The sequence below is a fragment of the Hymenobacter aranciens genome, assembly GCF_030580865.1.
GTDB classification, from domain to species: Bacteria; Bacteroidota; Bacteroidia; order Cytophagales; family Hymenobacteraceae; genus Hymenobacter; species Hymenobacter aranciens.
Genome location: NZ_JAUQSY010000016.1, coordinates 30,250 through 53,059, shown reverse-complemented (window position 1 = coordinate 53,059; position 22,810 = coordinate 30,250). Strand labels below are relative to the sequence as shown.

The following is a 22,810-nucleotide window of genomic DNA, read 5'->3' as shown; positions in this document are numbered from 1 at the left end:
CCGCAACACCGGGACCAAGCCGGGGGTTCAACCCGGCAGCGGCTTCTTCAACTGCTTTTCCCGGTAATTATTGTTCGGTGAGCTCGCAAAAAATCAGCGGTTGACGGGCTTGGGAATCGAAAACAGCACGTATATCAGTACCACCAGTGGCACTGCGGCCGCCTGTAGCACCAGCAATAATCCTGCCGCCACCAGCACAAACAAAAAACGGCGCCGATTGTCGGCCCAGCGCAGATTCTTAAACTTGAGGGCAAATAGCGGCAGTTCGGCCACTAGCAGGCCCGACAGCAGCACCGTGAGCGCTACTAACACCCAAGGATTTAAAATAAACGGCGCAATTCCGAACTGGTCGTTTTCCAGAATGAGCGGCAGCGAGGCCACTACCAGCGTGCAGGCCGGCGTGGGCAGGCCAATGAAAGAGGTCGTCTGGCGGGTATCGTTGTTGAACTTGGCCAGCCGTAGCGCCGAAAAAATGGTGACCAGGAAGGCGAAGAATGGCAAGGCATCCATCGGGCCGGGCAGCACCATCGCGAAGTGGCTTCCGGGGTTGGGGGCCACTATCTGCGTCTGCATCAGCAGTTGAAACAGGATGGCACCCGGCACCACGCCAAACGACACCATATCGGCCAGCGAATCCAGGTCCTTGCCGATAGCCGACGACACCCGCAGGGCCCGCGCCAGCAGGCCGTCGAAGAAGTCGGCCACGGCGGCAGCGCCCACGAAGTAGGCACCCACATCGAGACGCCCGGCGAAGATGAACGTCAGCGCCAGACACCCGCACAGCAGGTTCAGGCAGGTTACGGCATTGGGAATACTGCGCTTGAGCATTAATTCAGAGATAAAAACGAGAAGGAAAACCGCTGCAGCCCGGGGCCGGAGTTTTCTGATTCACGACAGATTAAGCAAGAAAAGGATTGGCCTGCCGCTCGAAGCCGATGGTAGTAGCAGGTCCGTGGCCAGGGTATACCGTGGTGGCGTCAGGCAAGGTCAGCAGCTCGGTTTCGATACTACGGAGCAACGTGGCGTGGTCGCCGCCGGGCAAGTCGGTGCGGCCGATGCTTTGGCGAAACAGCACGTCGCCACCGATGACCGTGGCCGTGGGCGCGTGGTAAAACACCACGTGGCCCGCCGAATGCCCCGGCGTAAAGCGCACTTCCAGCTCTGTATGGCCAAAGCGGACGGCCTGGCCGGCCGCCAGTTCGCCGGTGGGCTCGGCAGGCTGATAGGCCGCAAATCCATAGGGCGTGGCGTAAAGCGGCACTGCGTGCAGGGTGGGCAAATCGAGCGGGTGCAGCAGATAAGGAGTGTCCGGCCAGGCACTCAGCACGAAGTAGTTGCCCAGCACATGGTCGATGTGGGCGTGGGTGTTGAGCAGCAATTTTACCGTCAGCTTATTGGCTTCGATGTACTGGCGTAGCTGCTGTTGCTCGGCGGGGCTGTAGCAGCCGGGGTCCACAATGGCGCACTCCCGGCTGGCCTCATCAATCAGTAAGTAAGTATTTTCGGAAAACGCGTTGAAGGTAAACCCGACGACTTTCATTCGAACCAGAACCAATGAGCAAAGCGGAAAGGTACGGGAAAAATGGAGGAGCCACCACAGCCGGAAGCAGAGAAGCCTAAAACCACAAAAGCATAATTTGTTAACTGCCAAAGTTTAATATCAAAAAATAATCGACGCAACGATAGTAGCTTACCACTTCCGTATCGTGCGGCCAGCCGACTATTTCCCCTTCCGGCTCTTACCTTGCCACTCATGACTGACTGTGACTTTCTGGTGGTGGGCCACGGCCTGGCGGGCGCCACGCTGGCCTACGTACTCCGCCAGCGCGGCTACCGCGTGCTGGTATTCGACCCCGGGCAGGCCGATTCGGCCTCCAACGTGGCGGCTGGCCTCATCAACCCGGTGGCCGGCAAACGCTTCGCCCTCACTTGGAACGCCAATGAACTGCTGCCTGCCGCCGCCAGCTTCTACCGCGAGCTGGAACAGTGCTTTGGCCAGCAGTTTTTCTTCGAGGCGCCCATTTTCAAGATATTTGGTTCGCTCGACGAGCAAAGCGCGCTGCTGACCCGTAGCCCTGACCACCCTTGGGGCGACTACGTGGCCAGCCTCGCAACCACCGACCCCGGCCTGCCCGGCGTGCAGGCGCCGCTGGGCGGGGCCTGGCTGCGGCACGGCGGCCACGTACTGGTGCGCGAGCTGCTGGCCGCCCTGGCCGCCCAGGGCGAGCGCGAGGGCTGGCTGTGGCGCGAAACTTTTGATTGGACCAAGCTCGTTACCGACCCGACCGGTGCCAGGTATGCGGGGCGGGTGCAGGCCCGGCATGTTATCTGTTGCGAAGGCGCGGCGGCCACGCAAAATCCTTATTTCAACTGGCTACCCCTCACCCCTAATCAGGGTGAGGTGCTGGATGTGGAATGCGCGGGCCTGAGTTCGGCGCAGGTGCTCAACCGGGGCGCCTATGTGGTACCGGTGGGAGGCGGACGGTTTCGGGTGGGCGCTACCTACCGCTGGCCACCGTTTGCCGATGGGCCAACTGAGACCGCACGGCAGGAGCTGAGCGGGCGACTGGCGGCCATCACCGAGCAGCCGTTTGCCGTAGTGGGGCAGCGGGCGGGCGTGCGCCCGGCCGTGCGCGACCGCAAGCCGCTGCTGGGACCGCACCCCACGGTGCCCAGCCTCAGCTTCGGCGGGGGCTACGGCTCGAAGGGTGTGCTGCTGGCCCCGCGCCTGGCCGGGCTGCTGGCCGATTGGCTGGAAGGCAAAGCCGAGCTTTGGCCCGAAGTGGACCTGCGGCGCTACGCGGCGCTGTACCGCCCGGCCGCCGGCTCATAATTTTTTTCGTCGTACGTTGTTCTTTCGTTGCCCGAAGTTTGTTGCGAGAATCCCGGCCCGCGCTGGAACCGCCTCGCGTGATTGCCCGGCCGCTTACTGCCTTCGTTTTTCGTATGATTTTTTCTTTTTCCTCGAAGCTGCGACTTGGCGCGGCCCTGCTCACGGCCCTCACACTGGCACCGACGGCCCGCGCCCAAACCGCCCAGGAGCCCTTCGGCCGGGTACGGATTCAGTATAAGCGCTTCAACTGGAATCAGCTCGCCACCCAGAACTTCACGGTATACTATTACGATGGTGGCGAAGCCAATGCCCGCCACACTGCCGAGTTTGCCGAAAAGGAGCTGCAGCGCATCACGGCGCTCATCGGGTACTATCCCTACTCGAAAACGACGCTGCTGCTCTATAACTCGGTAGGCGACCTGCGCCAGAGCAACATAGGCCTTAACTCGGACCAGCAGGTGACCGGCGGCGAGTCGGTGCTGACGCGCATGAGCAAGGTGCAGATTGCCTTCACCGGCCAGCAAACTGAGTTTAAGCGTGAGCTCAGCACGCAGATTACCAGCGTGCTGCTCAACGACATGATGTACGGAGGCTCGTTGAAGGAAGTGCTGCAAAGCAGCTACCTACTGCGGCTGCCCGACTGGTTTATCGGTGGTGCTTCGGCCTATGCCGCCGAGGGCTGGAGCGTTGACATGGACGGCTACATGCGCGACATGACCCGACAGTACCCCAGCGGTAACCGCACCGCGCCGTTTTTTCTGCGCGACCCCAAGCTGGCCGGCCAGAGCATCTGGAACTACGTGGCCGAGCGCTACGGCTACACTTCCATTCAGAACATTCTGAACCTGACGCGAATTACGCGCGACATTGAGGTCGGTATTAGTTCATCGCTGAATGTGCCGTTCAAGGTATTTCTGCGCGACTGGCTGACGTACTACCGCGACCTGAATGGGGCGCCCACCGCCACCCTGGTACTGCCCGACGACCAATTCCGGCGCAGCGGGCGCAACCGCCGCAACGCCACCTTCTCGCAGCCCGTTCTGAGCCCTAATGGCCAGCAGGTAGCCTACGCCGTGAACGACCGCGGCCGCTACCGCGTGCTGGTGGCCAACCGCGACGGCTCGAAGCGCCACACCATCCGCCGGGGCGGCTACAAAACCCCTGACCAGCAAGTAGAAGTGCGCCTTCCCGCCTTGGCCTGGCGCAACAACGCGCAAGTAGCAGTGGCTGAGATGAGCCGTGGCAAAATGGCTCTGCAGCTGCGCGAAGCCAGCGGACGCGGGCTGCTGCGCCGGGTAGCCGGCGCGTTCCGCCGCCCTGCCTCGCTCTTTGCCGCTTACGACCAGGTACTGAGCCTGAGCTATTCGCCCGATGGAAAATCATTGGTGTTTAGCGCGGTGCGCAACGGACAAAACGATTTGTACTTACTGCGGGCCGGCAGCAGCCGCGCCGAGCAACTGACCAATGACCTGTTTGATGACGTGCAGCCGGTATTTTTGCCCGGCGGCCAAGGCATCGTCTTTGGCTCCAACCGCTACCTCGACTCGACGGGACGGGCACGGCCGGCTACGTTCCCTAACGTGGTGAATAACTACGACTTGTTTCTCTACCACCTCGACGAGCGGCCCATTCCGGTGGAAACGCTGGTGAGCACCATCTCGAACGAGCTGCGACCCCGCGCTATTTCCGACGATGAGATTGTGTACCTGGGCGAAGAGAGCGGCGTGCGCGCCCTTTACCGCTATTCGCTGAAAACAAAGCAGCGGACGCTGCTCAGCAGTTTTCTACTCAACGTCAACGACTTCGACTACAACGCCACCACCCAGGCGCTGGCCCTGGTATCGCCGTTTCAGGGGCGCGATTTGCTGTACGTGTACCCGGAGTTCGCCTCCCCTACCCCAGCCCTGACCAAAACTGCCCGCCAGCAAACCCTAGAAGACCGCTCGGCCCCTAAACCCGCGCCCAAACCGGCCACGAAGTCAACCGCAGTTGCAGTTGATACAGCAAAAGCACGCAGTACCACGCCGCGCCGCCCGGCCAGTAATACGGTAAACACCAGCAACTACCAGTTTGAGGAAGACGAACCGGCCCCCGCTGCTGCCCGCCGCCGCCGCGATGTGGTCGCCGCTGCTCCCAAGGCGGCCGAAACCCCGCAGCTGACCGGCCCTTTCCGCAACGACCCGCGCTTTATGGTCGATAATATTTCGACGGCGCTCCACCTCGACCCGCTACTGGGGCTGGGCCTCCAGTTTCGGGCCAACCTGACTGATGTACTCGAAAATCAGCGCATTGACGCAGGCTTGTTTGGGTCGATAGATTTGCGCAGCAGCAACGTTACGGCCTCCTACACCAATTATACCCGCCGCTACGATTGGAGTATTGCCTACCAGAAGCAGGCATATTTCTTCGACTTCAACAACGGCTCGACGCGCTTCCGCTTTGGGCGGCACGAAATCGCACCCACGATTTCGTACCCGCTCACGCACAATCTGAGCGTGCGCGGCGGTCCACGCTACGTCAACCTCGCTCGCACCCGCACCAATGACGTAACCGCCACTAGCGACGAGACGCAGAATTACCTCGGGTTTGCCGGCGAGCTGGTATTCGATAATTCTATTACCACGGGTGTCAATATGATGTCGGGTACGCGAATGAAAGCCTCAATCACCAGCCTCGACAACCTGGGCGCGGGCCAGGGCTTCTCCAAATTTGTCATCGACCTTCGTCATTATCAGCGCCTGCACCGCTCGCTGGTGTGGGCCAACCGGGTGAGTTTCGGCCATTTTTTCGGCCCGCGCCGGCTCGAAGACATGCCTAAGTTTCGCCTGGGTGGCATGGACGACTGGCTGAACGCCGAATATTCCGAGCCGCGCCTGCCCAACGATGCTACTCCCGACCCGACCGGCATCTTCTATCAGCAATTTGTGACCAACCTGCGCGGCTTCGACTACAGCGCCGTGAGCGGCTCCAGCTATCTGTTGTTCAACAGCGAGTTGCGCTTTCCCATTGTGCAGTATTTTTCGCGGCGGCCCATTTATTCCGGCTTTTTCCGCAACCTGCAGCTCACCGGCTTCTTCGACGCGGGCAATGCGTATTCCGGCGGCAATCCATTCGTGAGTCAGTCCACAAAATTTGGCGCGGGCTCGTTCTTTGGCAATGTTTCGGGCTACGGTCTGCCGTTTCTCATTGGGTACGGCGGCGGACTTCGCACCACAATGCTAGGCTTTTATATCAAAGCTGACGTAGCCTGGGGCCAGGAAGACTACGTGGTGAAGTCGCCCAAATTCTACGTCTCGCTGGGCTACGATTTTTAAATCATCACCTGCCGCCAATTTCATAATTCAAGCAGCAGTGCTTCTGGCCGCGGCCGGGAGCACTGTTTTTTTGGCCGTGCAGGGCGGGTTCGGTCGTATCTTTGCGGCTTGATTTACGCCTCGTAGCCGTGCCCTTGCTCCACGAAATATCCACTCTGCTAGCCAAAGACTTCCGCCTGGAATGGCGGCAGCGGGCGGCGTTGGGCGGGCTGCTGCTCTACGTGGGCAGCACGGTGTTCGTGAGCTTCTTGAGCTTCAGTTTGCGCGGCGGCACGCCCCCGGCCCCGGCCTGGAATGCGCTGTTCTGGGTTATCCTGCTGTTTGCGGCCGTCAATGCGGTGGCCAAAGGCTTCATGCAGGAAAGCGCCGGGCAGCGGCTCTACTACTACACGCTGGTGCGGCCGCAGGCCGTTATTCTGGCCAAAATGCTTTATAATGCCCTGCTATTGTTAATCGTAGCCTTGCTGGGTCTGCTGCTCTACACCATCTTCCTTGGTAATCCCATCCAGGATATCAGCTTGTTTCTGGCCAACCTAGTGCTGGGCGCAGTAGGTTTTGCCACCACGCTCACGCTGGTGTCGGGCATTGCGGCCAAGGCGGGCGGCAATGGCGCCACGCTTATGGCCGTGCTGGGTTTCCCGGTAATGGTACCCATGCTGCTGCTGCTCATCAAGGTCAGCAAAAACGCGCTCGATGGGCTCGACTGGAGTGTAAGCCAGGGCTCGGTGCTCACGCTGGTGGCCCTGAACATGATAGTAGCGGCGACTTCGTACTTGTTATTTCCCTTTTTGTGGCGCGGCTAATCCCGTGGCTTTGTGAGCGATGAAAAAAAACTGGTGGAAAGGCGTAACGGTGTTACTATTGCTGTACACGGCCATCGCGGGGTTTCTGCTGCCGGTGCCGCGGCTGGCGGTGCTGCACGAATCCATTCGTAATCTGTATTTCCACGTGCCCATGTGGTTCGGGATGATTGTCATCCTCGGCACTTCGGTATTCCGCTCGATGCAGTACCTGCGGCAGCCCTCGCCCCGGCTCGACGTGCTGGCTCACGAATCGGCCAAAACCGGCATTCTGATGGGCGTGCTGGGCTTGGCTACCGGCAGCCTCTGGGCCAAATACACCTGGGGCGCCTGGTGGACGCCCGACCCGCGCCTCAACGGCGCCGCCGTGGCCATGCTCATCTACGGCGCCTACTTGGTGCTGCGCGGCTCGTTCCGCGACGAGCAGCAGCGCGCCCGCATCTCGGCTATTTACAACATCTTCGCCTTCGCGGCGGCTATTCCGTTGCTCTTCGTGCTGCCACGTCTCAGCGGTCCCTCGCTGCACCCCGGCCAAACCGGCAACCCCGGCTTCAGCTCCTACGACCTTGATAGCACCATGCGGCTCGTGTTTTACCCCGCCGTGCTGGGCTGGATTCTTTTCGCCTTCTGGCTCACGCAGGTGAGCAGCCGGCTGACCTTTTTGCAATTGAAATCGGATGAAAACTAACGTTCTGCGCCAGCTGGCGCTTGTGTTGCTCCTCGTAGTGAGCTCGGTAGCCGCTGCCTGGGCTCAAACAGAAACCGATGCGCCCGAAATGGCCGACGCCCTGCGCCAAGACGGCAAAATATACGTGGTAGTAGTCGCCGTGGCCATCATCGTGGCCGGCATGTTGGTCTATCTGATATCCCTCGACCGCAAGGTGAGCCGCCTCGAAAAAGAAATCAAACCCTGACCCTGGCAAAACGGCACCCCAACAGCAGAAAAGCTGTTGCCCGATTTGAAGGTCAGCTCCCCCCAAAGCCAGCCCGCGTAGCGGGCGTATCCGTCTCATCTGTTAAATCTGTTTGAATCTGCGGTCTATGAAGAAGGCTCATATTTTTGCCATTGCCATCATCGCCATTGCGGCGGCCATTATCCTCAGCACTACTGCCGATGCCAGCGTGTACGTGGGCTTTGGCGAGGCCCGGCAGCGGGCGGCCGAGGGCAACACCACCAAAGTACACGTGGTGGGCAAGCTGCCGCGCGATACCCAGAACAAGCCCGTCGGCTTGCAATACGACCCGATGCTGGACCCCAATTACTTCGCTTTCACGCTCGTTGATACCAACAAGGTGGCCCAGCGCGTGGTGTACAACAATCCCAAGCCGCAGGACTTTGACAAATCGGAGCAGGTAGTGATTACGGGCTGTATGAAAGGCGACATCTTCATGGCCGACAACATTTTGCTGAAGTGCCCTAGCAAGTATGTGAAGAAAGACCTGAACGCGGCTGATGGCGCTACGGCAGCGCGCTAAATGCCCATAGTGCGGAGGCTTTTAGTCCTTTTGCTGTGGTGGAGCGCCCTGGCGGCCACAGCCCAAGTTGCCAACGACAACATTGACAGTCGGCGGGTGTTGCAGCTGGAGGAAACAGTAACTTCCTCAACCACCGGCTGCACCGTGCAGCGTGCGTGCGTGGATGAACGTCTGACCGGCAAGTGCATTGAGTACCACAACGACCAGTGGTTCGAGTTTACGCCTCCGGCGCCGGGTCGCTATTTTGTCAATATCGGTGGCCAGAAATGCCGTGACATTCGTGGCGTGCAGCTGGTAGTGCTCGCCGGCCAGCCTTGCCAGCCGGCCACTTACCAAGTGCTGAGTTGCACTTCCCTGGGCATGCAGGATGATGTGTTTGTCGAATTGAACCTACCACGGGCGGGCCAATCCTACTTGCTGAATGTGGACGGCTATCTGAAGGATTTCTGCCAGTTTACCCTGCAAGTCAGCCACCAGGCAAGCGGAATACCTGCGCTGTCATTGCCCACTACACCATCCGTCGCACCTGCGCTTTCTGCACGAATTGTTACCCTGAGTTGGCAGCTACCCGATTCATTGGGCACAGCAACCAGCTTTCGGGTTCTGCGCCACGAGCAGCACGACTTTCGGAGCCAGGTCCGCAGCATTCTGCCCGTCGGCCGCGATACCTACGGCACACCCCTCCCCGATTACAATACGACCGACACGCTGACGGCCGCTGGCTTGTACTGCTATCAGATTACAACTGATACTCAGCCGCCCGTGCTGCTTCAGCAGCGCTGGGTAGCTTTCGAGCGGCCCATTTCTGCCCAGACGCCCCTTGCCGCAACTGCCACCTACCTGGAACTACCCCTGCGGAACTACCCGCGTAATTCAAACCTGTCGGTAGTTATTTCCGACCCGCAGAGCGGACGCGTTCTAACGCACCGCCAGCTGGTCAATCAGCCCGGCAATGCGCGGCAGGCTCAGTTGCCCGCCGCGCCCTGGCAAGCTGCGGGCCTCCAGAAAATAGCCGTTGAAATTACTTGCCACCCACCCCGGGGGCGCTTTTTTACCGACCATTTGCTGCTCGACGTGCCGCCTCCGGCGGCTGGGCGGTAATTTTGCGCTTTATTCCTAGCTTATGAATTTACTTATCGGCAATCTGGGCCACGTCGGCGTCATCGTCGCCTTCGCGGCAGCGCTGGTGGCGGCTTACAGCTACTTCCAGGCCGCGCGCGGCCGCGCCCTGGGCGACGTTCATGCCGGCTGGCTACGCCTGGCCCGCGGGGCATTTTTTGTACACGGGCTGGCGGTGCTGCTGGTAGTGGGCGCGCTGTTCAACATCATTCACGCTCACCGCTACGAATATTACTACGCCTGGAGCCACAGCTCCAACCACTTGCCGGTGCACTACATGATTTCCTGCTTCTGGGAAGGCCAGGAAGGCTCGTTTCTGCTCTGGATTTTCTGGCACGTCGTGCTGGGCTTGTGCGTGATGCGCTTCAACCGCCGCTGGGAGGCCCCGGTGATGGCAATCTTCAGCGCCGTACAGATGTTCCTGGTTTCCATGATTCTGGGGGTTGTGCTGGGCAACGTCAAAATCGGCTCCTCGCCCTTCATCCTGCTGCGCGACTTCATGGTCGACCTGCCGGTTTTCAAGATGAACCCCGACTTCGTACCCAAGGACGGTACCGGCCTCAACCCGCTGCTGCAGAACTACTGGATGGTGATTCACCCGCCCACGCTGTTCCTCGGCTTTGCCCTCACGCTGGTACCTTTCGCCTTCGCCATTGCCGGCCTCTGGAAAAAAGAGCTGACAGCTTGGGTGAAACCCGCGATTCCGTGGACGCTCGTTGGCGGCGGCGTGCTGGGTGTGGGGGTGATGATGGGTGCCTACTGGGCCTACGAAACACTGAATTTCGGCGGCTACTGGAACTGGGACCCGGTCGAAAACGCCGTGTACATTCCTTGGCTGGTGCTGGTAGCCAGCCTGCACGGCCTGCTGCTGTGGCAGAAGCGCCGCACGGGTTTGCGCACCTCTTTTACACTGGTTATCACCACGTTCATTCTTATCCTTTACGCTACTTTCCTCACCCGGAGCGGAGTGCTGGGCAATGCCTCGGTCCACTCATTCACCGATTTGGGCTTATCGGGCCAGCTGCTAATTTACCTCGGCGCCTTTACCGTGCTGGCGCTGGCGCTGCTGCTGTCGCGCTGGAAATCCATCCCGGTTTCGCCCAAAGAGTTGACGATGTACCAGCCTGAACTTTGGGTATTCGTGGGCGCTACGGTGCTGTGCCTGGGAGCGTTTCAGGTGCTGGCTACTACCAGCATTCCGGTGTATAACGCCTTGCTGGGCCTCGTGGGCATCAAGTCGAACATGGCCCTGCCGGCCGACCAGATTGCGCACTACACCAAGGCGCAGCTGTGGATGGGCGTGGCGGTGGCTTTCTTCTCGGGCCTGGCCCAAATCATGTGGTGGCAGCGCAACGATAAGAACACGCTTATCGGCTCGCTTACGCCCCCGGCCCTGCTGGCGATGTTAGGAACGGCGCTGGTTATCCTGCTGTTGCGCTACAATAAGCTCACCATTTCAGCGCCCTACGTGGTGCTGCTGCTAACAGCCCTGTTCGGCGTGCTGGCCAACTTCGGCACCATTTTCACGCTGCTGCGGCGGCGTATTCAACTGTCGGGCGGCGCGGTGGCTCACTTGGGTATCGGGCTGATGCTGCTAGGTATTCTGGCTTCGGCGGGCTATTCCAACATCATCTCGCGCAACGTGTCGGGCATGGTGTACTCCCGCGAGTTCACCGAGGAGCTGAACCGCGACAACGTGCTGCTGTGGCGCAACGAAGCCGCCCGCATGCAGAACTACGACGTGACCTACACCGGCCAATACTTTGAGGCGCCGGGCGTGCCGGGCTACATCAATAAGCAACTCCTGTTCCCCACCGACGACGAGTACAAGGCCATTGCCCGCGGCCCCATCGCCACCGATGGTAAAACTTACTACAAAACCGGCGACACCCTCGAAATTTCGCCCGAAAACACCTACTACCGCGTCAATTACAAGGACCGCGAATCGGGCGAGCAGTTCGTGCTCTACCCCCGCGCCCAGGTGAATGAAGAAATGGGCGGCCTGCTGGCTTCGCCAGCCATCAAGCAGTTCGCGGGCCACGACATCTACTCGCACATCAGCTCGGTGCTCGACCCGCGCAAGGAGCGCGAATGGAGCACGCCCACCGAGCACACGCTGAGCGTGGGCGATACCATTTTCCTCAACGACTATTTCGCCGTGTTCCGGGCCGTGGAGCCGGCCCACGAGGTAGCCGGCCTCGGCTTGCAGAAAGGCGACCTGGCCCTGCAAGCCGACATGATAGTATCGGGCGAGCGGCGGCAGTATCATGCGCATCCGGTATTCGTGGTGCGCAACCGCCTTATCGGCCGCGTGCCCGACGAAGTCGACGACCTTGGTGTACGTATCACCCTCAATAGCATCGACCCGGAGAAAGGCGAATTCCGCTTTGGCGTCAGCACCACGCAGAAAGATTACATCATCCTGAAAGCCACTGAAAAACCTTTCATCAATTTACTCTGGAGCGGCACGCTACTCATGGGCCTGGGCTTTTTCATGAGCTTGCGCCAGCGCAACCGCCGTGAGCAAAACGGCGCGTTACCAGCCGAAGAAGCGACCGAGGTTTTGCAGCCCCTGCAGCAGTCGATAGCCTGAACTGCTAAATAACAGCTGGAAGCTGGCCTGGCTGCGAGTAAAGCGTAACGCTTTACTCGCGGCCAGGCCAGCTTTTTTACTGCCTTCGCTAACTGGTCCGACGCTCTAGGCGCCTAACCAATTAGCCCTTTGCTTCGAATGGACTTGCCTACGTTCTCATGTAAACTGGTCCGACATCCTAGGAGTCCAGCCCGATTTGCATGTGAGCGTAAACAGGCCCTGCCCCTATCTGTACGAGCCGTAGTCAGGTAAAAAGCTTACAGCAACCAGCAACACAAAAAAGGGCCGCCCAATGGGCGGCCCTTTTGGCTTGCGAAATGCGGCCGGAGCTTTATTTCACAATGGAGATTTGCTGCACCGAGTACTCGTTGCCGTTCTTCACTTTCAGGGTGTAGATACCCGAAGCCAGCGAAGTCAAGTTGAGCGAGTTGGTGAAGTTATCCTTGGCTTTGCCCGTGTACACGGTCTGACCCAGCATGTTGGTTACTTCCACGTTCAGGCCTTGCGTAGCATTGGCGCCACGCACTTCCAGGTTGAACTGACCCGAAGCCGAGGGGTTCGGGTACACAGTCAGGGCGCGGGTGAGGGCGGCCGACGAGGACAGCACCTGCGTTACCGTCAGGTCGTCAACGGCCAGGAAGAACTTATCGGCGGCGCTGGTAGCATGGAAACCAATGTAGTACGTGCCCGTAGTGGCCGGCGTGATATCAGTCACACCCGTAGCAGCAGCGTAAGCCGGATTGCTAATAGCCGTGTTGGTATAGATGGTAGTAGTCTGACCAGCAGGCGTAGCAGCCGCGCCATACTTCACTTCGAGGCCCTCGAGATAAGTCGTACCACCAGCCGAACGCAGGGAGAAGCCTACGCGGTAAGCACGGCCTGCCGTCATTAGCATTGCCGGCGAGAAGAACCAATCATTGGCACCCGTAACGCCGTCTTCATTGAAGAAATACACCATTGCATTACCAGTGCCACCATTACCGATGGGCAGGTTAGGGTTACCCTGAGTCGGAACAGTAGCACGAGGCTCCCAGGTATTATCATCGTTGTTCACGTCAGCCACGGTGATGCCGCAGGGCAGCGACTGGCCAACGGTAATCGTGTTGAAATCCTGCGTGTAAGGATAAGTGGTGATGATGGGCGGCGTGCAGGGCGTGCACACTGCAATGGGACCAGCCAGAGCGCTACGGTCGGTAGCACCACAAATGGTGCGCATATATACGTCGTAGCAGGTAGCGCCGGTCAGACCAGTCAGCGTGTAAGGCGAGGTCGTGAAGGCGGGCGAAGTAGTACCAGCCGTAGCGGGGTTGAAGCCCGTAGGTCCATACACCAGTTCGTAGCCCGAAGCGTTGGCCGGACCATTAAAGGTGAAGGTAGCCGAGTTGGGTGTAGCAGTTGAGGTGATGCTATTCGGCGTCGGGCACGTAGCAGGAGACGTGGTTACGGCCTCCAGCATATACTTATAAACGTTCGTCGGGTTAGGAGCAGTCGTCGTGTTTAGCGCAATTTGCGGAGTGCTAGGCACACCATTGACAATCTGCCCACCGTAGAAAGTATCCGGGCGGTTCGGGTTTTCGGATTGCACCCCCATCGGGAAAACGCTCGCGGTGCTGGGGTTGGTCGAAGTGACATGTACCATGCCAATCAGCACATCGCCAACCGGTGCCGATACCGGAGCCGTCATCTGGAAAGTATGTACGGTTTCTACATCGGCAGCCGTCACTACAAAGTTGGCCGAGCGGCCCAGCAGTGCACCAGTAGTGGCATCCAATACCACTCCGTAGAGCGTTTCGCCTACCGTACTACGCTGCGAGTTCGTCGGGGGGTTGGGGTCAGCATCGCCAATGTAGGCATTTACTGCCGTGATATCGCGCGGGGTGACGAAATTGATTTTTGCGGCGAAATACCTCGTGATAGTAGGTGCGCCACCAAAAGACGACAGCGACGGCTCATTGGGGGTAATGAACGACGTCGTGGTCGGGTCGGTCACCATAATCATGCTGGCCGCATCGTTGGTCGGGTTACCGTCGCCAGCTATCGAAGTAGTCACCGTTACGGTATTGTTCCCTTGGTTAGGAACCTCTACGCCCGTAAATACTACTACCGCTGTAGCCCCAACTGCCAGCGAGCCTACCACTTGCGGGGCAGCCGTGAAAGTATTGGCACCGCTCACGGTTAGTGTAGCCGTCACGTTGTTCAGTGCAGACGTGCCAGCATTGCGAATTCGGGCCTGAATGGTAGCCGGTTGACCAGCGGTTACCACCAGTTTGTTGTAGCCATACACTATACTGGTGGCAGCATCGGTAGGCACCGGAATGTTGAAGCTGAACGTGCGGCCCGGGTCAGGCACAACTTGGCCGCCAGTCAGAATCGGAGCGCGGCGGATGTTCACACCGTTCGATTCTGCCAAGTAGGGACCTTGCTGGAAAGTCGTTTGGTTCCAAGGAACGTTTGAAGGCTTAATGGCCGTGATTGCCTGGTTGGTAGCCGTACCGGAGCCCTTGATACCTACCGTCACAAAATTGGCATTATTAACGGTAGTGGTAGCTGGCGTAGCAGTACCGTACACGAAGTCAATCTGGCTGGTGGTTTCGTACAGCTTCACCTGGAAGCTGAAGTTGGCGTACTGCTTGTCGATGTTGGCAGCACCCGAAGCGGCAGGCCGAGCTTTGTCGCTCACGTTTTTCCACTGAATAGTCAGCACGCGGCCTGGAGCTGTGCCACTCACCGACATGCGGTATTCCGGGGTGCTAGAACCAGCTTCCAGGTCGGTATTGAAGGGCAGAATAACGTTGGTTTCGGCCGAATTCAGCGGGCCACCCGTAGCTACATCCTGCGCGAAGGACGAGAAGAACGGAGCCACCGGAGCAGCCGTCCCCAGCTTGATGAAACCGTTGGTATTGAGCACGAAGTCGGTATACGTCGCGCCGTTATACACGAAGTTGAACCCGAAGCTCTGTGCCGCCGAGTTGGCGTCATCGAAGTTTGCCGTGGTAATCACGGTGCCGGTGGTACCCAGGTCGGTGTAGGTACCGGCCCGGTTGGTTACGTTAGGAGCCGTGTACGGCAGAGCTTGGCCGTAGGCAGCCCCGGTGCCGCCAGCCAGCAAGGCCAGCAGCGCGAGGTTCCTCAAGCGGGGCGTCGTAAGGCCCGCCCGATTGTAGGAGTTTGTCATGTGGTAAAAAAAATGGGGTTAGAAAGTGGAGAGAATTGTGAACGTTATGCTCCCAAACCAGCACCAGCAGCTAGTGGTTAACTGGGCCGAATCTGGCTTTGAAAGGACTAAGATGCTAAATTTCCGCTAAACGGACGGCCGATGCCCCCCAGCGGTACTGCCTAAAGACCGACCATCCCGGCCATTTTACCGACCAATACGCTCCGAAAGCAGGCTGGTTTTCTTCACCGAAATTTGCGCAATGACCAATTTTTCCACCTTTCCGTTGCGTGTGGGCCTGGTGGGCAGCGGCCGCGTCGCCACGCAGCTGGCCCCGGCACTGGTGGCCGCCGGCCACCACATTCCTTTTGTGTGGAGCCGCACGCTGGCCGGTGCCGAGGCGCTAGCCGCCCGCCTGCCCGCCGCCGAAACGCTGGCTGCTCCCGACGCCTTGCTCCCGCCCGCCGATGTGTATTTGCTGGCCCTCACCGATGCGGCCGTGACTCCTGCTCTGGCCGCGTTGCGCTGGCCCGCCGGCGCCCTGGTAGCCCACACGGCCGGCGCCCTGCCGCTCAGTATTTTCGCGCAGCAGCCTGCCGTGCGCGGCGGCGTGTTCTACCCGCTGCAAACCTTCAGTCCCGGCCGCGCTATCGACTGGCCCACAGTACCGCTCGGCATCGAAGCTGCTGATGTGGCGGGCGAGGCGACGCTGCTCGCCTTGGCGCAGAGCCTTAGCCGGCACGTATTTCCGCTGGCCTCAGGGCCGCGGCTACAATTGCACGTAGCCGCCGTGTTTGCCAACAATTTCACCAACCACCTGTTGGGCATTGCCGATACCCTCTTGAATGAGGCTGGTTTACCAGCTACGCTGCTGGCCCCGCTGGTGCGCGAAACAGTAGCCAAAGCTCTCGCTAACCCGCCCTTCACGGTGCAAACCGGGCCGGCCGTGCGACACGATGCGCCCACGCTGGCGGCCCACCACACGGCGCTGGTGGCGCACCCGGCCTGGCAGGCCTTGTATGCGCAGCTCACGGCCAGCATTCAGGCGCAGCTTTGATGCCGGAAGCGGGAGGGTTACCTTTGCACCTTCAATTTTTGCGAATCTTTTAGTTAGTATTTTGTCTGCCACCACCATCACCTTCCAGTTTAGCGACGGGCAGCCGGCCCAGACCCACGTAGCGGCCGCCGGCGAATCGGTGCTCGACGTGGCCCTCAACAACGGCATTCAGCTCCAGCACAACTGCGGCGGCGTGTGCGGCTGCAGCACCTGCCACGTCTACATCGACAAGGGCGGCGACGACCTGCCCGAAATCAGCGACAAGGAAGAAGACTTCATCGACCGCGCCGTGAACCCGCGCCTCAACTCCCGCCTCGCCTGCCAGTGCGTACTCAATGCCGGTATGCAGGTGGCGGTCACGATTCCCAAACAGGACTTCCTCGGCCATTAGGCCGGGAGTTATGAGTCAAGAATTATGAGTTTTAGTAGTGTTGGGCAGCCAGCTACTCAAGCCATAAATCAGCTTTTTGTCAACTCATAATTCATAACTTATAATTCATAACTCCACCCCATGAACCATTTCGAGCCGCCCATCAAGTGGGCCGACCACGAAGACGTTGCCATGGCCCTATACGAGAAGTTCGGCGACGACTTCACCGAGGCCAAAATCTACCGTATCCGCTTCACCGATTTGCTGGAGTGGATACTCACGCTGCCCAATTTTGAGGGCACCCGCGAGCAGGCCACCGAAGGCCACCTGGAGCAAATTCAGGCTAAGTGGGTGTACGAATGGCGCGATAATCAATAGCGCGGCGCTGAACATTTCGGCCCGACGGCCCGTAAAGCAGCCCCACGGCGGTACGCGAGTGCCGCCGCAGGTTTTTCTGGCTACCCTTTACCCGGCCGTTCATTTTTTTCCTTTCTTTCCATGAAAACGGGAACTGTTAAATTTTACAACGAAGCCAAAGGTTATGGCTTCATCACCGACGAGACGACTAAAGAAGACTTTTTCGTGCACGTAACCGGCCTTAATGGCCTGGACATTCAGCAAAACGACCGGGTAGAGTTTGAAACGCAGGAAGGCCGCAAGGGCATCAATGCCGTGAACGTGCGCAAGATTTAACGCTGGCACACTCTTCTACGAAAGACGATAAGCCTTCCTTCGGGAAGGCTTTTTTTGTGGCTGGCGCAGTCGGCCCCGCACTTTGTCCGACCTTTGCGGCACCAGCTTCCTGCCGCCATGTCCAGTTTGCCGCCGTCTGCCACCCTGCCCCCTGCGCCCGACAAGCGCGGCGGCCTGGTGCGGGCCCTGCCCGGCCTGGTGCGCTGGCCCAACCTGGCCATGATGCTGCTGTGCATGGTGCTGGTGCGCGTGGGCCTGCTGCTGCCCGCAGTGCCGCTACGCGAGTCGCTGCTGAATTGGCGGTTTGGCGCATTGGTGCTGTCGGCGCTGCTGGTGGCGGCCGCCGGCTACATCATCAACGACTATTACGACGTTAAAATCGACGCCATCAACCGGCCCGACCGGCTGGTGGTGGGCCGGGTGCTGCGCCGCCGCAAGGCCATGCTGGCGCACCTGGTAATGAGCGGTGTTGGGGTGCTGCTAGCGGGTTGGCTGCATCCGATGCTGGGCGTGGTTACGCTCGGGTCGGCGCTACTGCTGTGGGGGTATTCCGCTCGCTTCAAACGCATTGCGCTGGCTGGTAACGCCAGCATCGCCACCCTCACGGCCGCGCTGGTTTTACTGCCCGAGCTTCAATTGCAGCTAGCCCGCCACGACAGCACCAGCATCGTGTGGCCTTATGCTCTAGCTGCCTTCTTGCTCACGATGGTGCGCGAAATCGTGAAGGACGTGGAGGATATGCGCGGCGACGCCCAGCACGGCTGCCGCACCCTGCCGCTGGTGTGGGGCATGGCCCGCACCAAATGGGTGACGGGCGTGTTTCTGGGCAGCTTGGCGCTGCTGGTGACCGTGGCGGTGGTCCGGCTGCTGCTGGGCGCGCACTGGCTGCTGGCACTGTGGCTGCTTGTGCTGGTGCTGGGGCCAATGGCGCAGTTGGGCTACCTAATGTTCAAAGCCGACCGGCGGCGGCATTTCCGGCAGCTTAGCGCCTGGTGCAAAGGCATTATGCTGGCGGGCGTGCTGAGCATGCTGCTGGCTGGCAATCTGTAACGAAGCTAAAAATTGAGAGTTATGAGTTAAACCCTCCTTTTGCTTCCCGACTTTTAACTGATAACTCTCAACTTTTAACCGTCCTTGAAAACCTACCGCCACTTATTCTTCGACCTAGACCACACGCTGTGGGATTTTGAGAAAAACGCCGACGAGACGCTGCGCACGCTGTTCGACCTGCATCAGTTAGGGCGTTATGATTTTTCGGTTGAGCGGTTTATCGAACGCTACAGCGAGGTAAACCATGCCCTCTGGCGCCTGTACCAGAATGGCAAGCTGAGTCAGCAGCAACTGCGTGACATCCGTTTCGTGCGCACGCTCACCAAGCTGGGCGTGCCCGAAGCTGAAATTCCAGCCGAAATCTCCCGGCAGTTCACCGACATTCTGCCGCAAAAGGCGGCCGTTTTTCCATTCACGTTCGAGGTGCTCGATTATCTGCGACCGAAGTACGAGATGCACCTCATCACCAATGGGTTCAAGGATATTCAATACATTAAGCTAGCCTCATCGGGCCTCACGGACTACTTCGGCGAAACCATTACCTCCGAGTGCAGCGGCTTCCTCAAGCCCGACCCACGCATGTTTGCCCACGCTCTGCAGTTGACGGGCGCCAGCGCCGAAACCAGCCTCATGATTGGCGACAACCTCGAATGCGACGTGCTGGGCGCCTATAATGCGGGTATCGACCAAGTGTATTTCAACGTGGACCGGCGGCGGCACTTTGCCGAAACCACCTATGAAATCAGCTGTTTGAGCGAGCTAAAGAACATCCTCTAAAGCCTTAAAGATGGTACGACTAATCGGCCTCGCTGGCAAGCGCGGCAGCGGCAAAGACACCGTAGCCCGCCTGTTGCGTCAGTTTCAGCCGGAGCGCGACTGGCAAATCCGTTCCTTCGGTGACGCCATTAAGTCGGTGTGCGCCAGCTTGGCCGGTGAAACCACCGAGCCCTACTACACCCAGCGCGGCAAGGCCGAGCTGCTGCCCATCTTCGGCCGCACCCGGGGCGAAATGCTCCAGCAGGTGGGCCAGGCCCTGCGCGTGTGGGAACCCAACATCTGGGTCGATGCCTTCTTCGCGCAGCTGCCACCCGAGGCCTTCGTGCTGGTGCCCGACGTGCGCTTTCCCGGCGAAGCCGACCCCATCCGCGCCCGCGGCGGCCTCATGCTGCGCCTCGAAGGCGACCCGCTCCGCCAGCGCGGCGACGGCACCCGCGACGACAATCACCCCAGCGAAATCGCCCTCGACGATTACGCGCACTACGATATGGTGCTGCACAATACCGGCTCCCTGGCCGACCTGCGCTGGCAGGTGCAGGCGCTGCTGCAGCGGCTCTAGCCCGGCGCCGTTTCTACCTTTGTCCCTCCCACCCTCACACCCCCATTCCCTCCTAACCTATTCCCATGGCTAACGGCTTTTTCAACGTCCCGACCCCGATTAACGAACCCGTCAAAGGCTACGCGCCCGGCTCCAAGGAGCGGCAGGAACTCCAGCAGCAGCTCAAAAGCCTGCACGGAACCGAGGCGGATATCCCCATGCACATCGGCGGACAGCAGGTGCGCACCGGCAACCTCAAGCGCATCAGCCCACCGCACGACCACCAGCGCACCATCGGCCACTTCCACTACGGCGATGCCAGCCATGTAAATCAAGCCATTGAGGCCGCCTTGGCCGCCCGCACCGCCTGGGCCGAAATGCCCTGGGAGCACCGCGCCTCCATTTTCCTGAAGGCCGCCGACCTGCTGGCCGGCCCCTACCGCGCCCGCATTAACGCGGCCACCATGCTGGCCCAGAGCAAAAACGCCTTCCAGGCCGAAATCGACGCCGCCTGCGAGCTTATTGACTTCTTCCGCTTCAACGTGCACTTCATGCGCCAGGTGTACGAGCAGCAGCCCGAGAGCCTGCCCGGCATGTGGAACCGCCTGGAGCAGCGCCCGCTGGAAGGCTTCGTATTCGCCCTCACGCCCTTCAACTTCACGTCCATCGCCGCCAACCTGCCCTCGTCGGTAGCCATGATGGGCAACGTGGTGGTCTGGAAACCCGCCGACACCCAGGTTTACTCGGCCCAGGTGCTGATGGAGTTGTTCGAGGAAGCCGGCGTGCCCGCTGGCGTCATCAACCTGATTTACGCCGACGGCCCCGTGGTGGGCGACGTCGTGTTTAAGCATCCCGACTTCGCCGGCATCCACTTCACCGGTTCCACCAAAGTTTTCCAGACCATCTGGCAGGAAATCGGTCAGAACATCCACCGCTACAAATCCTACCCCCGCATCGTGGGCGAAACCGGCGGCAAGGACTTCATCCTCGCCCACCCCTCGGCCCACGCCAAAGCCGTGGCCGTGGGCATCAGCCGCGGCGCGTTTGAGTACCAAGGCCAGAAATGCTCGGCCGCCTCGCGCGTGTACCTGCCTTCCAACCTCGCCGATGAAATTCTCGGTTACGTGAAGGAAGACCTCGCCTCCTTCAAAATGGGAGACGTGGAAGATTTCGGCAACTTCATCAACGCCGTCATCAGCGAAGTTTCCTTCGACAAGCTCGCCAAGTACATCGACGGCGCCAAGGCCGACCCCAACGCCGAAATCATCGCCGGCGGCAGTTACGACAAGTCGAAAGGCTACTTCATCGAGCCCACCGTCATCCTCGCCAAAGACCCGAAATACATCACGATGTGCGACGAATTGTTCGGCCCCGTTGTGACGGTTTACGTCTACGACGCCGACAAATTCGAAGAAACCCTGGAACTGGTAGACTCGACGTCGCCCTACGCCCTCACCGGCGCCATCTTCTCGCAGGACCGCTACGCCATCGACCTGGCCTCGAAGAAGCTGGTGCACGCCGCCGGCAACTTCTACATCAACGACAAGCCCACCGGTGCCGTGGTCGGCCAGCAGCCCTTCGGCGGTGCCCGTGCCTCCGGCACCAACGACAAGGCTGGCTCCATCCTCAACCTGCTCCGCTGGGTGTCGCCCCGCGCCATCAAGGAAACTTTCGTGCCCGTCACGGATTACCGCTACCCCTTCCTGGGCTCCGAGCCGAAGGAGGACTTGAACCGTGACAAAGGGCTATAAAAGCCTAAAGCCCTGACAATAAAAAGCCGAGCCTGAAACAGACTCGGCTTTTTATTGTCAGATTAAACTGCTGCCGTAAGGAATCATTGGCTCGTGCGATATGATGCGCAACGGAGCAATGTTGGTATCCTCATAAATCTCGGCTACGGTCAGGTTGATATTCAAGTCCGGAATAAGCAGGGTATCCTCCGCTTCCACCAGTGGTGTGAAGCTCCAGATATCTCCTACCTCTCGCCGATACCATTCTACCAGCCAAGACGTTTGCGACACCAACAGGTAATGCTGCAACGACGGCAACTGCTTGTACTGATTAAATTTTTTACCGCGGTCGTATTCTGCCGTGGACGGCGACAGCACTTCGACCAGTAGCACCGGGGCCCGCATAGTCAGGTCGGCCTGCCGGTCGGCCGGGTCGCAGCTTACCATCACATCCGGGTAAGTGTAGTGGCGGCCTTCCTGCACTGCTAACTGCACCGCTTCTATCACTACTTTGCACGGGCGGCCACGCAAAGCCAGTTTGAATGCCGCAAAGCAATTACCTGCCAGCGCATTGTGCGGAATGCTGGCACCGGCCATGGCAAAGACTTCGCCATTAAAAAACTCATGCTTGTCCTCACTCTGCGCTTCCAGTGCAAAGTATTCCTCCACTGTATAGTGGCGCGACTGGGCTCCTAGCTGTTCCATACGTTGTGGCTTTTCAATCAAAGATACTCGTAAAGGCTCCAAAAGCGCCCTCGAATTGCACCCCAAGCCCGTAGGCGCTACCTTTGCCCTTCAGCGCCCGTAGGCGCGTTCGCCACTAACCTGACTGCTATGTTACTAGCTGTTCCTGCTGCCAATTACCAGCCCTCCGACTACCTGCCCATCGTCATCCAGTTCGGATTGGCGCTGGCCTTCGTAGCCTTTTCCATGATTGCCTCCCACCTCATCGGTCCGCGCCGCAAGTCGCGGGTGAAGGATGAGGCTTTCGAGTGCGGCATCGAGTCGGTGGGCAACGCCCGTACCCCGATTTCGGTGAAGTACTTTCTCACGGCCATCCTGTTCGTGCTGTTCGATGTCGAGGTTATTTTCATGTATCCCTGGGCGGTAAATTTCCGCCAGCTGGGCACGGCGGGCTTCGTCGAGATGTTGCTCTTCATGGCGCTGCTACTGGCCGGCTTCGGCTACGTGCTCAAAAAGGGCATTCTGCGCTGGAACGAAGAGCCCGCCCGCCAAACTTTCGCGCCGAAGCCGTTGTTGGAAAACCGGCCGGCTCCCGTGGCCGAAGCTGCTTAATTCGCTACTA

At 59.5% G+C, this 22,810-nt stretch carries 20 protein-coding genes and 1 pseudogene; 17 read left to right on the top strand and 4 right to left on the bottom strand.

Annotated features, from left to right (window positions below):
* Positions 1 to 93: 93 nt before the first annotated feature.
* A complete protein-coding gene (locus Q5H93_RS20060) occupies positions 94 to 828 on the bottom strand; it encodes a CDP-alcohol phosphatidyltransferase family protein (protein ID WP_305008453.1) in 735 nt (244 codons plus the stop codon).
* Positions 829 to 898: 70 nt separating this feature from the next.
* Complete coding sequence (locus tag Q5H93_RS20055; RefSeq protein ID WP_305008451.1) at positions 899 to 1,540, bottom strand: MBL fold metallo-hydrolase; 642 nt, start codon at positions 1,538 to 1,540, stop codon at positions 899 to 901.
* 213 nt (positions 1,541 to 1,753) lie between these two features.
* Between Q5H93_RS20055 and Q5H93_RS20050 the strand changes: the two genes are divergently transcribed.
* From Q5H93_RS20050 to ccsA (Q5H93_RS20015), 8 genes are all read left to right on the top strand, one after another.
* Positions 1,754 to 2,833 (top strand): NAD(P)/FAD-dependent oxidoreductase, encoded by a 1,080-nt coding sequence (locus tag Q5H93_RS20050; protein ID WP_305008450.1) that lies wholly within the window; start codon positions 1,754 to 1,756, stop codon positions 2,831 to 2,833.
* 113 nt (positions 2,834 to 2,946) lie between these two features.
* A complete protein-coding gene (locus Q5H93_RS20045; RefSeq protein WP_305008448.1) occupies positions 2,947 to 6,147 on the top strand; it encodes a hypothetical protein in 3,201 nt (1,066 codons plus the stop codon).
* Between the two features lie 134 nt (positions 6,148 to 6,281).
* On the top strand, positions 6,282 to 6,950 hold the full coding sequence (locus Q5H93_RS20040) for a heme exporter protein CcmB (protein WP_305008553.1): 669 nt from the start codon (positions 6,282 to 6,284) through the stop codon (positions 6,948 to 6,950).
* 19 nt (positions 6,951 to 6,969) lie between these two features.
* The gene (gene ccsA / locus Q5H93_RS20035) at positions 6,970 to 7,635 is read left to right on the top strand and encodes a cytochrome c biogenesis protein CcsA (RefSeq protein ID WP_305008447.1); all 666 of its coding nucleotides are present in this window, start codon (positions 6,970 to 6,972) and stop codon (positions 7,633 to 7,635) included.
* On the top strand, positions 7,625 to 7,861 hold the full coding sequence (locus Q5H93_RS20030; RefSeq protein ID WP_305008446.1) for a CcmD family protein: 237 nt from the start codon (positions 7,625 to 7,627) through the stop codon (positions 7,859 to 7,861). Before ccsA (Q5H93_RS20035) ends, Q5H93_RS20030 begins: the two co-directional genes overlap by 11 nt.
* Before the next feature lie 127 nt (positions 7,862 to 7,988).
* Entirely contained in the window at positions 7,989 to 8,423 is a 435-nt protein-coding gene (locus Q5H93_RS20025; RefSeq protein WP_305008444.1) for a cytochrome c maturation protein CcmE domain-containing protein, read from the top strand.
* Between the two features lie 30 nt (positions 8,424 to 8,453).
* Positions 8,454 to 9,524, top strand: coding sequence for a hypothetical protein (locus Q5H93_RS20020; protein ID WP_305008443.1), 1,071 nt, complete (start codon positions 8,454 to 8,456; stop codon positions 9,522 to 9,524).
* A gap of 22 nt (positions 9,525 to 9,546) precedes the next feature.
* Positions 9,547 to 12,135 (top strand): cytochrome c biogenesis protein CcsA, encoded by a 2,589-nt coding sequence (gene ccsA, locus Q5H93_RS20015; protein ID WP_305008441.1) that lies wholly within the window; start codon positions 9,547 to 9,549, stop codon positions 12,133 to 12,135.
* Between the two features lie 331 nt (positions 12,136 to 12,466).
* Here ccsA (Q5H93_RS20015) and Q5H93_RS20010 read toward each other — a convergent pair whose 3' ends face one another.
* Positions 12,467 to 15,310 (bottom strand): T9SS-dependent choice-of-anchor J family protein, encoded by a 2,844-nt coding sequence (locus tag Q5H93_RS20010; RefSeq protein WP_305008440.1) that lies wholly within the window; start codon positions 15,308 to 15,310, stop codon positions 12,467 to 12,469.
* A gap of 241 nt (positions 15,311 to 15,551) precedes the next feature.
* Between Q5H93_RS20010 and Q5H93_RS20005 the strand changes: the two genes are divergently transcribed.
* From Q5H93_RS20005 to pruA, 8 genes are all read left to right on the top strand, one after another.
* Positions 15,552 to 16,346 carry a Rossmann-like and DUF2520 domain-containing protein gene (locus Q5H93_RS20005; RefSeq protein ID WP_305008439.1) on the top strand — a complete coding sequence of 265 codons (795 nt, stop codon included), beginning with the start codon at positions 15,552 to 15,554 and terminating at the stop codon, positions 16,344 to 16,346.
* A gap of 61 nt (positions 16,347 to 16,407) precedes the next feature.
* Complete coding sequence (locus tag Q5H93_RS20000; protein WP_305008438.1) at positions 16,408 to 16,737, top strand: 2Fe-2S iron-sulfur cluster-binding protein; 330 nt, start codon at positions 16,408 to 16,410, stop codon at positions 16,735 to 16,737.
* Between the two features lie 120 nt (positions 16,738 to 16,857).
* The gene (gene iscX, locus Q5H93_RS19995; protein WP_305008437.1) at positions 16,858 to 17,094 is read left to right on the top strand and encodes a Fe-S cluster assembly protein IscX; all 237 of its coding nucleotides are present in this window, start codon (positions 16,858 to 16,860) and stop codon (positions 17,092 to 17,094) included.
* A gap of 120 nt (positions 17,095 to 17,214) precedes the next feature.
* Positions 17,215 to 17,409, top strand: coding sequence for a cold-shock protein (locus Q5H93_RS19990; RefSeq protein WP_305008436.1), 195 nt, complete (start codon positions 17,215 to 17,217; stop codon positions 17,407 to 17,409).
* A 117-nt stretch (positions 17,410 to 17,526) separates the two neighbouring features.
* Positions 17,527 to 18,459: a geranylgeranylglycerol-phosphate geranylgeranyltransferase gene (locus tag Q5H93_RS19985; RefSeq protein ID WP_305008435.1), complete on the top strand. Its 933-nt coding sequence runs from the start codon at positions 17,527 to 17,529 to the stop codon at positions 18,457 to 18,459.
* An 84-nt stretch (positions 18,460 to 18,543) separates the two neighbouring features.
* Entirely contained in the window at positions 18,544 to 19,236 is a 693-nt protein-coding gene (locus Q5H93_RS19980) for a YjjG family noncanonical pyrimidine nucleotidase (RefSeq protein WP_305008434.1), read from the top strand.
* Between the two features lie 10 nt (positions 19,237 to 19,246).
* Positions 19,247 to 19,795 carry a nucleoside/nucleotide kinase family protein gene (locus Q5H93_RS19975; RefSeq protein WP_305008433.1) on the top strand — a complete coding sequence of 183 codons (549 nt, stop codon included), beginning with the start codon at positions 19,247 to 19,249 and terminating at the stop codon, positions 19,793 to 19,795.
* A gap of 65 nt (positions 19,796 to 19,860) precedes the next feature.
* Positions 19,861 to 21,525: an L-glutamate gamma-semialdehyde dehydrogenase gene (pruA, locus tag Q5H93_RS19970; RefSeq protein ID WP_305008432.1), complete on the top strand. Its 1,665-nt coding sequence runs from the start codon at positions 19,861 to 19,863 to the stop codon at positions 21,523 to 21,525.
* A gap of 57 nt (positions 21,526 to 21,582) precedes the next feature.
* Here the strand turns inward: pruA and Q5H93_RS19965 are convergent, their stop codons facing one another.
* Entirely contained in the window at positions 21,583 to 22,209 is a 627-nt protein-coding gene (locus Q5H93_RS19965; protein ID WP_305008431.1) for a Uma2 family endonuclease, read from the bottom strand.
* Between the two features lie 129 nt (positions 22,210 to 22,338).
* On the opposite strand from Q5H93_RS19965, the pseudogene Q5H93_RS19960 reads away from it, so the two are divergent.
* Positions 22,339 to 22,719: pseudogene (locus tag Q5H93_RS19960) on the top strand (NADH-quinone oxidoreductase subunit A); the annotation flags it as partial.
* Positions 22,720 to 22,810: the final 91 nt, after the last annotated feature.